This is a genomic window from Shewanella sp. SW32 (assembly GCF_025653365.1).
In the GTDB taxonomy this organism is placed as follows: Bacteria; Pseudomonadota; Gammaproteobacteria; order Enterobacterales; family Shewanellaceae; genus Shewanella; species Shewanella oncorhynchi.
The window spans coordinates 39,747-52,049 of the sequence record NZ_JAKKSJ010000035.1; the positions used below are offsets into that span (position 1 = coordinate 39,747).

At 46.6% G+C, this 12,303-nt stretch carries 10 protein-coding genes and 1 pseudogene; 2 read left to right on the plus strand and 9 right to left on the minus strand.

Features of this window, described 5'->3' with window-relative positions; genetic code table 11:
• Positions 1-2 precede the first annotated feature (2 nt).
• The 6 genes from ispF to mazG all read right to left on the minus strand — a co-directional run bounded on the left by ispF (position 3) and on the right by mazG (position 5,935).
• Complete coding sequence (gene ispF / locus L5M28_RS18725) at positions 3-488, minus strand: 2-C-methyl-D-erythritol 2,4-cyclodiphosphate synthase (RefSeq protein ID WP_168822943.1); 486 nt, start codon at positions 486-488, stop codon at positions 3-5.
• Positions 489-525: 37 nt separating this feature from the next.
• A complete protein-coding gene (gene ispD, locus L5M28_RS18730) occupies positions 526-1,317 on the minus strand; it encodes a 2-C-methyl-D-erythritol 4-phosphate cytidylyltransferase (protein ID WP_212601489.1) in 792 nt (263 codons plus the stop codon).
• 12 nt (positions 1,318-1,329) lie between these two features.
• Complete coding sequence (gene ftsB / locus L5M28_RS18735) at positions 1,330-1,629, minus strand: cell division protein FtsB (protein ID WP_105253074.1); 300 nt, start codon at positions 1,627-1,629, stop codon at positions 1,330-1,332.
• Positions 1,630-1,728: 99 nt separating this feature from the next.
• Entirely contained in the window at positions 1,729-3,024 is a 1,296-nt protein-coding gene (gene eno / locus L5M28_RS18740; RefSeq protein ID WP_105251763.1) for a phosphopyruvate hydratase, read from the minus strand.
• Between the two features lie 230 nt (positions 3,025-3,254).
• Positions 3,255-4,892, minus strand: coding sequence for a CTP synthase (locus L5M28_RS18745; RefSeq protein ID WP_012587102.1), 1,638 nt, complete (start codon positions 4,890-4,892; stop codon positions 3,255-3,257).
• A 116-nt stretch (positions 4,893-5,008) separates the two neighbouring features.
• Positions 5,009-5,935, minus strand: a complete 927-nt coding sequence (gene mazG / locus L5M28_RS18750; protein ID WP_263204161.1) for a nucleoside triphosphate pyrophosphohydrolase — start codon at positions 5,933-5,935, stop codon at positions 5,009-5,011.
• 508 nt (positions 5,936-6,443) lie between these two features.
• Between mazG and aguA the strand changes: the two genes are divergently transcribed.
• Together aguA and L5M28_RS18760 are read left to right on the plus strand one after the other, a co-directional pair.
• Positions 6,444-7,556, plus strand: a complete 1,113-nt coding sequence (aguA, locus tag L5M28_RS18755) for an agmatine deiminase (protein ID WP_263204162.1) — start codon at positions 6,444-6,446, stop codon at positions 7,554-7,556.
• Positions 7,557-7,629: 73 nt separating this feature from the next.
• Entirely contained in the window at positions 7,630-9,336 is a 1,707-nt protein-coding gene (locus tag L5M28_RS18760) for an amidase (protein ID WP_263204163.1), read from the plus strand.
• Between the two features lie 172 nt (positions 9,337-9,508).
• Here the strand turns inward: L5M28_RS18760 and L5M28_RS18765 are convergent, their stop codons facing one another.
• From L5M28_RS18765 to L5M28_RS18775, 3 genes and pseudogenes are all read right to left on the minus strand, one after another.
• Positions 9,509-10,588 (minus strand): methionine synthase, encoded by a 1,080-nt coding sequence (locus tag L5M28_RS18765; protein WP_263195711.1) that lies wholly within the window; start codon positions 10,586-10,588, stop codon positions 9,509-9,511.
• Between the two features lie 55 nt (positions 10,589-10,643).
• On the minus strand, positions 10,644-11,618 hold the full coding sequence (locus tag L5M28_RS18770) for a DUF1852 domain-containing protein (RefSeq protein ID WP_263173256.1): 975 nt from the start codon (positions 11,616-11,618) through the stop codon (positions 10,644-10,646).
• Between the two features lie 459 nt (positions 11,619-12,077).
• Positions 12,078-12,303, minus strand: a pseudogene (locus tag L5M28_RS18775) (ISAs1 family transposase); the annotation flags it as partial.

Below are 12,303 nucleotides of genomic sequence, written 5' to 3' on the forward strand. Positions count from 1 at the left end.
AGTTAATCGTGTTTGCGGGCCATAAGTACCACGGCTTCTACCGCAATACCTTCTTTACGCCCGGTAAATCCAAGCTGTTCAGTCGTGGTCGCTTTGACATTAATATCGTCAAGTTCCGCGGTTAAATCGGCGGCTAATATCTGGCGCATTGCCTCTATGTGCGGTGCCATTTTAGGAGCTTGGGCTATGATAGTGACGTCAAGATTGCCTAGCACAAAGCCTTTCGCTCTCGCTAAAGCATAGCAATGACGCAGCAATACGCGGCTATCGGCCCCCTTATAGGCGGCATCGGTATCGGGAAAATGTTTTCCTATGTCACCGAGCGCTAAAGCACCGAGGATGGCATCGGAAATCGCATGCAGTACCACATCACCATCTGAATGTGCGACTAGGCCTGTTTCATAGGGTACTTCCACGCCACAAAGGATAAGTGGCCGCGCCGCACCAAATTTATGCACATCGAAACCATGGCCGATACGGATTTTCATTTAATATTCCTAACGTATTATTTTACTTTAATTATGACTATTTAACGGCACGCATCAAAAACAGTTCGGCTAGCCCTAAATCGTCGGGATGCGTTACTTTTATATTATCAGCACGGCCCGAAACGAGTCCGGGTGATATCCCCGCCCATTCCATCGCAGAAGCCTCATCTGTGACTACCGCACCTGCAGCCAGAGCCGCATTGAGGTAATTTTTTAATTGCTGCGCTGGAAATAACTGCGGCGTCAATGCATGCCATAAATTATCGCGGCACACAGTGGCACTGATTTCACCCTGTTTATTCGCGCGCTTCATGGTATCGCGTACAGGCATTGCCAAAATAGCACCTTGGGGGAATTGCACTCTGGATGCGAGTAACTTGTCGATATCCGTCGCGGTTAAACAAGGTCTTGCCGCATCATGCACTAAGGCCCAACTGTGCTCGGGCGCAATTTGCAGCGCCGCCAACACAGAATCAGCGCGCTCACCGCCACCTAATACTGTAATCAATTTGGGGTGCACGGCCTGTGGCAAGGTATCGAAGATAGTATCGTTCGAATGTAAGGCGACGATCACTTGAGAAATGTGCGGATGGGACAAGAGCTTATCTAAGGTATGAGCAAGAATACTCTGGCCGCACACCTCAAGATATTGCTTAGGTCTGTCGGCGCCCATACGGCTACCTATGCCCGCAGCAGGAACGATGGCAACCACAGCTTGAGTGACATGCTCAGCTTGGCGCTGCAATTCAATTTGTGTTACCAGATCAGATTGACTATCGGGATTGGATTGTTCATTTAATCCAAGATCTAAATGTCCTAGCTCTGTCATCCTAACTCCATATTACTGAGATGGACTCGATACCGAGCGCTCACCACCCACGACGCGATAGAAGGTCTCGCCTTCTTTAACCATGCCAAGTTCGTTGCGTGCGCGCTCTTCGATGGCTTCTGTACCACTTTTCAGATCGATGATTTCTTCCTTCAGCACTTGGTTACGCTCATTGAGTTTGGCGTTACCTTCTTGCTGGGCGGCAATTTGTTTTTGCAGAACGAAATATTCAGGAAGACTATTACCTCCCGACCAAAGACGGAATTGCAGTACACCGAGTAGCACTATGAGTGCAATGACAAAAAATTTCATGGAGGAATTAGCGTCAGTATCTTGGATTAAAAAAATATACAGCAGATAGTACAACAAAAAAGGCCACCAAGTGGTGGCCTTTTTACATCAAATATTAAATTACGCCTGACCTTTGATCTCTTTCAAACCACGGTATGGGGCTTTTTCACCTAATTGCTCTTCGATGCGCAGCAATTGGTTGTACTTAGCAACACGGTCAGAACGACACAGTGAACCGGTTTTGATTTGGCCAGCAGCAGTACCTACGGCTAAGTCAGCAATGGTTGAATCTTCAGTTTCACCACTACGGTGTGAAATCACTGCAGTGTAACCCGCTTCTTTCGCCATGCGAATGGCCGCTAAAGTCTCAGTCAATGAACCGATTTGGTTGAATTTGATAAGGATTGAGTTAGCAATACCGTTCTCGATACCACGGGTTAAGATTTTAGTGTTAGTAACGAATAAATCGTCGCCCACTAATTGGATCTTGTCGCCCATGATTTGAGTTTGGTAAGCCCAACCATCCCAATCTGATTCGTCTAAGCCGTCTTCGATAGACACGATTGGATATTGGTCAGCCAATGATTTTAAGAAATCAGAGAAACCGTTCGAGTCGAATACTTTGCCTTCGCCCGCTAAATCGTATTTGCCGTCTTTGTAGAATTCAGATGCGGCGCAATCTAGCGCTAAGGTCACATCCGTACCTAACTTGTAGCCAGCCAGTTCAACCGCTTCTTTGATAATGGCTAACGCATCAGCGTTTGACGCTAAGTTAGGTGCAAAACCACCTTCGTCACCTACAGAAGTGCTTAGACCTTTGTCGTGCAATACTTTTTTCAGCGTATGGAAGATTTCAGCGCCCATGCGCAGTGCTTCACGGAAGGTTTTCGCGCCAACAGGTTGCACCATGAATTCTTGGATATCAACGTTGTTATCCGCGTGCTCGCCACCGTTTAAGATATTCATCATAGGCACAGGCATAGAATATTGGCCTGGTGTACCGTTTAATTCAGCGATATGCGCGTATAAAGGAATACCTTTAGATGCTGCTGCTGCTTTAGCAGCCGCTAAAGACACAGCCAGAATCGCGTTTGCGCCTAACTTGTCTTTGTTTTCTGTGCCATCTAAGTCGATCATGATTTGATCAAGCTCAGCTTGTGCAGTCGCATCTTTGCCTAATAATGCAGCGCGGATGACACCGTTTACGTTAGCAACAGCGGTTAATACGCCTTTGCCTAAATAACGGCTCTTATCGCCATCACGTAATTCTAACGCTTCGCGGCTACCGGTAGATGCACCAGAAGGCGCTGCCGCCATACCGACAAAACCACCTTCTAAATGCACTTCAGCTTCAACTGTTGGGTTACCACGAGAATCCATAATCTCGCGACCAATCACGTTAATAATCTTAGCCATAACACCCTCGATTTAAGTTTAAAGATAAAAGAAAAAACCAATACCTATGGGAATAAATGGAAGTCACATACCGCAGAAAATAACCAAATTCCATTTACGGTTTGCGTCCATACAGATGCAACTAGTACGCATGCTGTTTATACCCAGAGGTATTAAGTTCTTATGTTTCAAGTCGCGACGAGTGTAGCAAAAGGCCGGCACCACTGTCGCGGGTCCGGCCTCAAATATTCTTACTTCAGATCACGTTTTTGATGCGCACTTGCCGCAGCAATAAACCCTTCGAACAATGGGTGACCATCGCGCGGAGTTGAGGTGAATTCAGGATGGAATTGACCTGCAACAAACCATGGGTGATCTTTTAATTCGATCATTTCAACCAGTTTACGATCAGAAGACAAACCGCTGAAGATCATGCCAGCTTGCTCTAAACGCTCTCTGTATTTGTTGTTCACTTCGTAACGATGACGGTGACGTTCTACACAGCTGTTGCCTTTGTAGGCTTGAGCCGCTTTTGAACCCTCGAGTAAATGACACAATTGAGCGCCTAAACGCATAGTGCCACCTAAGTCAGACGCCTCATGGCGCTGCTCAACATTACCTTCTTCGTCAATCCATTCAGTGATCAAACCCACCACTGGGAATGGTGTTTCTTTATTGAATTCAGTTGAATGTGCATCAGCCATGCCAGCAACATTACGCGCAAATTCAATCAGAGCAACTTGCATACCTAAACAAATACCGAAATACGGTAGATTGTTTTCACGGGCAAATTTTGCCGCCAGTATCTTACCTTCAACACCACGCTCGCCAAAACCGCCTGGTACTAAGATACCGTCTAAGCCCTGTAAGACTTCTTCGCCTTTAGCTTCTACGGTTTGTGAATCAATATACTTGATGGTCACTGATACGCGGTTTTTAAGGCCTGCGTGTTTTAATGCTTCGTTGACTGACTTATAGGCATCTGGCAGTTCAATGTATTTACCCACCATACCAATAACGACTTCGCCGTTTGGATTAGCTTCTTGATAAATCACATTTTCCCACTCAGACAGATCCGCTTCACGGCATTCTAAACCGAAACGCTTAACCACTAAGTCATCCAAACCTTGTGAACGTAACAAAGCTGGGATTTTATAAATACTATCAACATCTTTTAATGAAATAACCGCACGCTCTTCGACGTTACAGAACAGCGAAATTTTGGCTTTTTCATTCGCAGGAATCGCACGATCACCACGGCAAACCAGCACATCTGGTGCAATACCGATAGAACGCAGCTCTTTCACTGAGTGTTGAGTTGGCTTAGTTTTCACTTCGCCTGCAGCACCTAAGAAAGGCACTAAGGTTAAATGCATGAACAGAGTACGATCACGACCCAGCTCAACACCGAGCTGACGGATAGACTCTAGGAACGGCAAGGATTCGATATCACCCACAGTACCGCCGATTTCGACGATAGCGACATCATGGCCTTCGCCACCTGCTAATACTTTTTCTTTAATCGCATTAGTGATGTGTGGGATAACCTGAATGGTTGCGCCCAAATAATCGCCACGACGTTCTTTACGTAATACTTCTTCGTAAATACGACCGGTAGTGAAGTTATTACGGCGATTCATCTTAGTACGGATGAAACGCTCGTAGTGACCCAAGTCGAGATCTGTTTCTGCACCGTCTTCAGTAACAAATACTTCGCCATGTTGGGTTGGGCTCATGGTACCCGGATCAACGTTAATGTAAGGGTCCAGTTTCATGATGGTTACATTGAGACCGCGGGCCTCTAAAATTGCAGCTAATGATGCTGCTGCAATGCCTTTACCTAGTGATGAAACAACGCCACCAGTAACGAAGATATACCTTGTAGTCATGCTGAACCTGAGAAAATGAGTTTGAAAATACGTGCTTGTAAGAAAGCACTAGGACGGGGCAGTAGTATACCAAAGGCGGCGCGATTCGACAAACACCAATCGGGATAATTTGCCGTTTATCTCGTCTCTGTCGCTTTTACTTGGTCCCAATAGGCATCGAGCTCCATTAATGTGTGCTCTTCCATGCTTTTACCGCTGTCACTGGCCAACTGTTCTACACCGCGAAAACGGCGTTCAAATTTAAGATTGGCTTGGCGCAACGCTTGTTCTGGATCGACCTTAAGATGTCGAGCTAAATTCACCACGGCAAACAGCAAGTCGCCCATTTCGGACTGCACTTTCGCTTGGTCTTGCTCGTCTTGATTCACTTCATGCAAGACTTCATCGATTTCTTCATGGATTTTAGCGACCACAGGTTCAAGTTCGGCCCAATCGAAACCGACTCGCGCCACCCTTTGCTGAATTTTGATTGAGCGCGACAGCGCAGGTTGGGTACGCGGAATATTGTCTAACGCAGAAACCACAGTATCTGCTTGGGTTTCACCCGCGACTTGCAGGGCTTTTTGTTCACGCTCAATCGCTTTAATCGCCTCCCAATTGGCTTTCATCGCTTGGGCGCTATCGCCTATTTGCGGATTTTGCTCACCGAACACATGGGGATGACGACGGGTTAACTTGTCGCTGATTTTCTCAATCACGCTCGAAAAATCAAACTTGCCTTGCTCTTTACCAAGCTGACAATAGAATACGATTTGAAATAACAAATCCCCGAGTTCATCGGGTAACTCATCCCAGGCTAAACGCTCTATGGTATCGGCAACTTCATAGGCTTCCTCTAAAGTAAAAGGCACTATAGTTTGAAAGGTTTGCGCTTTATCCCACGGGCAACCCGTGTGCGGATCACGCAGTTTTTCCATAATGTTAAGCAGCGGCTCAACATCTGTTATAGAAAATCCCGTTGTAGAAGGTTCCGTGGTAGCAGGTTCCATTGTAGAAGTTTCAGTAGTAGAAAATGAGGTTAATGGCGCCGTGTGGGAAGTCATGCTGATATCCTTTAAAGATAAATACTGCAACGGGCGAATATTGAGAAAGAACAAAAAATACGCCTCCGCAGTGTTTTTTAGCAAAAGGCTACAATAAAGCGATGATGATAAGCTAGGTAAAATAAAAGTGCTATTTTGATGCTGAGATCAGATTTTAGTGACGTATTTCAACTAAGACTTATTTTAACTAAAGAGCGTTCGCTCCATTTCGTAATTCACTCATCTCGTGAGCAATAAATTGACAACCTTCCTCCCCAACAAATTCTCATCTATGTCCTGCATACAAGTATTTAGCGCAAGCCATCTTAAATGATAAGATACGCAGCAATATTTCAATGAAGCTAAAACTCACCGAGTGAAGACCTGACAATTGCGGCCAAACTATGCACATGATAAATGCGGTCCTTCAATTTATTCATTTGATTGATGTTAGGTATATTTCGATTCTGTCGTCCGATGTTAGGACGCACACCCTTATCGTTTTTAAGCATTACTGGAGACAAAACTCATGACAAACGTGACAGTGGATGCCACGCCGTTAACGACTAAGCCATCCCAAGATGGTTTTTACATGCCTGCCGAATGGGCGGCGCAGCAAGCCGTGTGGATGATTTGGCCCTATCGTCCCGATAACTGGCGCGCTGCAGCCTCTTTTGCTCAGGCGACCTTTGCTAAGGTGGCCGATGCCATTGGTGCAGCAACGCCGGTTTATATGGGTGTTCCAAAAGCCTTTTTAGCACAAGCCAAAACGGTAATGCCATCCCATGTCACTCTGGTTGAAATGGATAGCGACGACTGCTGGGCGCGCGATACTGGGCCAACCGTCGTTGTGAATGACAAGGGCGAATGCCGTGGTGTTGATTGGGGCTTTAACGCTTGGGGCGGCCATAACGGTGGTTTGTACTTTCCATGGGATAAGGACGAGCAAGTCGCGCAGCAAATGCTTGCGCAGCATGGTTTTGCCCGTTACAGCGCGCCGCTGATCCTCGAAGGTGGCTCCATCCATGTCGATGGTGAAGGCACTTGTATGACGAGTGCCGAATGTTTACTTAATGCCAACCGTAACCCGGATCTGACCAAAGAACAGATTGAAGACTTACTGCATGACTATTTGAATGTTAAGCAGTTTATCTGGTTGCAAGATGGCGTGTATATGGATGAGACCGATGGCCATATCGACAATATGTGCTGTTTTGCTCGCCCTGGTGAAGTCATTCTGCACTGGACCGATGATGAAGCTGACCCACAATATCCACGCTCAAAAGCCGCGCTCGATGTACTGCAAAATACCGTGGACGCCAAAGGCCGTAAGTTAAAAATCCATCTATTGCCACAACCGGGGCCGCTATATTGCACCGAAGAAGAATCAAAAGGTGTGGCTGAAGGCACTGGCGTGCCACGCACGGCGGGTGAGCGTTTAGCCGGTTCTTATGTGAACTTTTTAATCACCAATAATCGCATCGTGTTCCCGTTGCTTGATCCTGCAACCGATGATATCGCAGCCGAAAAACTGCAGGAAATCTTCCCAGAGCATGAAATTGTGGGTGTGCCAGCCCGTGAGATTTTATTAGGTGGCGGTAATATCCATTGTATTACTCAGCAAATCCCTGCTGGAAAGTAACCCAAGGAGAACAGCATGACGATTGATGTCACTGTTATTACACCACAATTGGCTTTCAGCGGGAGGGTGTAAGATGTTTGAAGTTACTGAAGTTTCTATTGCCGAGCTGCGTGCTGCGCTCGAATCTGGCCGCACCACCGCAGTGGAGTTGGTTAAATCGTTCCTCGCGCGAGTTGAGGCCTATGACGGTCCTGCGACAAAGACTAAGCTCAATGCGTTAGTGGTACACAATCCCGATGCGCTCAAAGAAGCTGAGGCGTCAGATGCGCGCCGCGCCCGTGGTGAAATACTGAGCCCACTTGAGGGTATTCCTTACACCGCTAAGGATAGCTATTTGGTGAAGGGGCTGACAGCGGCGTCTGGCAGTCCAGCCTTTAAGGATTTAGTGGCACAATACGATGCCTTCGCCGTTGAGCGCCTACGCGCCGCGGGTGCCATTTGCCTAGGCAAAACCAATATGCCACCTATGGCCAATGGCGGTATGCAGCGTGGTCACTATGGCCGCGCTGAAAGCCCATACAATGCTGAGTATCTTACTGCACCGTTTGCTTCGGGCTCTTCTAATGGGGCGGGCACGGGCACAGCGGCAAGCTACTCGGCTTTCGGTCTTGCTGAAGAAACTTGGTCGAGTGGCCGTGGTCCAGCATCTAATAACGGCCTGTGCGCCTATACCCCCTCTCGCGGTGTGATTTCCGTGCGTGGTAACTGGCCGTTAACCCCGACCATGGACGTGGTCGTGCCTTACACCCGCACTATGGCAGATATGCTTGAAGTGCTCGATGTGATTGTGGCCGACGATCCTATCACCGGTGGCGATCTCTGGCGCCTGCAACCTTGGGTCCAAATCCCTAAAGCCTCGACAGTTCGCCCAGAATCTTATCTGGCGCTGGCGGCTAGCGCCGATACGCTTAAAGGCAAGCGTTTTGGCGTGCCGCGCATGTACATCAATAAAGATGAATTGGCTGGCACTAGCGAAAACCCAGGTATCGGCGGCCCAACGGGTCAACGTATTCATACCCGCCAATCGGTTATCGAACTATGGGAAGCGGCTCGTAAAGCCTTAGAAGCCGCTGGCGCCGAAGTGATTGAAGTGGATTTTCCGCTGGTATCAAATTGTGAAGGCGATCGTCCCGGCGCGCCGACCGTGTTTAACCGTGGCATAGTCACGCCTCAGTTCCTCCATGATGAATTATGGGAACTCTCGGGTTGGGCGTTCGATGAGTTCCTTCGGGCTAACAATGACCCTAAACTCAACAAGCTGGCTGATGTTGTTGGGCATTTGATATTCCCCCATGATCTTGGCACCTTGCCAAATCGTGAAGGTGACTTAGCGGCAGGCATGGAAGAGTACGTCAACATGGCCAAGCGTGGTCTTAAATCCTATGACCAAATTGACAGCATTCCCGATGGGCTGCGTGGCTTAGAGAAGACGCGTAAGCTAGATCTCGAAGACTGGATGGACGGGCTAAAGCTCGATGCAGTGCTATTCCCAACCGTGGCAGATGTCGGCCCCGCCGATGCCCATGTGAATCCGGCATCAGCCGATATTGCGTGGAGCAATGGAGTTTGGGTCGCTAACGGTAACCTAGCAATTCGTCACTTAGGGGTACCGACAGTGACTGTACCTATGGGCGTGATGGCCGATATTGGCATGCCAGTCGGTTTGACCTTCGCAGGTCGCGCCTATGACGATAATAACCTGCTTAAATTTGCCGGTGCATTTGAGTCAACAGGTGACCGGCGCATGATCCCGCCACGTACACCAAAGCTTGGTGAATAAGCGCTAAGACAAGGCATAAGCCTAAGCACTCAATGTAAGAGCTTAGAAATGAAAACGGGATTGGCATCAGAATGCCAATCCCGTTTTTTTAATACTTACGTCGATATTCTTTCAACAAAGCTGGATTCATGCTGCTATAAAACATGCTGCTGTAAAAAAGACAGCAACCGTCTTATCTTAATGCCAAGAGCTCTTTTCTGACGATCTCTGCGCCCGCACTTAAGGCGTTGAGTTTGCCTCTAGCGACTTGATGGGATAAAGGCGTCATGCCGCAATTGGTACAAGGATAGAGCTTGTCGGCATCGACAAATTTAAGGGCTTTTCGTAGGGTGTCAGCCACTTCCTCAGCGGTTTCAATCGTGTCGGTGGCGACATCAATCGCGCCGACCATGACTTTTTTACCGCGAATGAGCTCAAGTAGCTCCATTGGCACATGGGAGTTGTGACATTCTAGCGAGATAATATCGATATTAGACTTTTGCAGTTTAGGAAACACTTCTTCATATTGGCGCCACTCTGAGCCCAAGGTTTTTTTCCAATCTGTATTGGCTTTGATGCCATAACCATAACAAATGTGTACCGCCGTTTCGCATTTAAGCCCTTCAATGGCTCTTTCTAAACACGCAATGCCCCACTCGTTTACCTCATCAAAAAACACATTAAAGGCAGGCTCATCAAATTGGATAATATCAACACCCGCCGCCTCTAATTCTTTGGCTTCCTCATTAAGAATTATGGCAAATTCCCACGCGAGCTTTTCGCGGCTTTTATAATGGTCATCATAAAGCGTATCTATCATGGTCATTGGGCCAGGCAGCGCCCATTTAATCGGTTGCGTAGTTTGCTTGCGTAAAAATTTGGCATCTTCAACAAACACCGACTTTTGGCGGCTCACTGGGCCGACAACCGTGGGCACGCTTGCATCATAGCGATCACGAATTTTAACGATTTTACGTTTTGAAAAATCAACGCCGTTGAGGTGCTCAATAAAGGTAGTGACAAAATGTTGCCGCGTTTGCTCGCCATCACTGACAATATCAATCCCCGCTAGCTGTTGATCCTGTAATGACAAACGCAGTGCATCGTGTTTACCGGTAATTAATTCCTCTCCTTGCAATTTCCATGGAGACCAAAGTGTTTCAGGCTCTGCAAGCCATAAAGGTTTAGGCAAACTGCCCGCAGTTGAAGTCGGTAACAGTCTGTTGTTAATCAGGGTCTGGTTAAGCGATGTTTTATTAAGTCGTGTTGTCATGATAATGATGCCGTATTGGGTTAATTATTGAGCGTGACGATTAAGCGCAGAGCGACTAAAGGTAATTAGCAGACCATTGTTCAAAAAACGTTTGATAGGGTTTGATAAAGTGCTCCGCTGCAAATTTGCCTTGCTCATTCGCCAATTGGCTACGTTCTGCTCGGTCATAAACAATTTGAGTCAGTGAATGATCCAGATTTTTCAAATTAGGTTGATAGCATTTTCCTGCAACAGCATTGGCATTATAAATCTCAGGGCGATAGATTTTTTGAAAAGTTCCCATAGTGCTGATGGTGCTTATCAACTCAAGATGGGTGTAATCATTGAGCAAATCACCAAAGAAATAAAAAGCTAACGGCGCCACGCTATTTGGCGGCATAAAATAGCGCACCTGTAAGCCCATTTTTTTGAAATATTGCTCAGTTAAAGACGATTCATTTGGCTGATATTCAACCCCTAATACGGGATGCTGATTCTCAATTCTATGGTAGGTTTTATTATCCGACACACTGAGGCAGATAACCGGTGGCTTATTAAAATTCTGTTTGTAAGCATCAGAATTAACAAAAGACTGAAATAGCTTGCCATGTAGACCACCAAAATCATCTGGAATACTAAATTTGGCTTGGCCCTTATTATGTTCTGCCAGTAACACGCTAAAGTCATAATCGCGTACGTAAGATGAAAAGTTATTGCCGACAATGCCTTCAATACGTTTATTGGTTTTATGATCAACAATATTGGTTTTCAATACTTCAATCGATGGGAAGGTTTGACCACTGCCGTCAATATCCAAATTAACGGAGATGATTTCCAACTCGACGCTATAACGTTCGCCTTTAGGGTTATCCCAATGCGCTAAGGCATTAAAACTGTTATCAATCATCTTTAACGCGTTGCGTAAGTTCGCTTGGCGATGACTGCCTCTGGCCAAATTAGCAAAGTTGGTCGTGATACGCGTCTTGTCTGAGGGATGATAATTTTCATCAAGACAAATGCTGTTAATCGTAAATGTAAAATGCTTATTCATAGTGATCCAGTATCCCATTGCCTGATTTCAAACCTGAGTTTATGCCCTGCGCTTCTAGCTTCTCGACCCGACTCTGATAGACATTATTTGTGTTCTGTCTGAGGTTCTATTTAACTTAAGTGCCGATGACTTAAGTCCTGATGGCTTAGCTAGGGTGCAACTTCAAGCTTGTCTAATATTTCGCTTGGAGTCATTTATACGTGGTTCGGCACATGAACAAAAACGGTTTTATTTCACATAGAACATGAGCCATATTCATGATCAACTAGCATGGCGTTGTTGATTAACCAGAACTCGGGATAGGGAAAAGCAGGAAAGCAGGAACAGCAATATGTTTTCGAGTTAGTTCTCCTAGAGCCGGCTTGTAATAGCCGATTACACATATTTTCCCAAAGCTCGTTGTATTACCTGTTGCGCGATATTTATTGTCATTGTGCCCCAGGGTGAGATTACGAGTGGTCATTTAATAACCACACTCATGCCGGCTTCAAGCACCGCATCCAAATAAGCCTCATTCATCAATGCCTGACGCTGCTTTCTTCTGATACTCATTTTTCGCTTCTCAGCGCGTAACATATTCAAACCAAAGTGTCGCATCGTGGCAAGATTAGTCGCTGCATTACCACGGTATATCTGGCACGCATCCTCACCTAAACTCACATCCAGCACCCAGTGCAACTGGTTT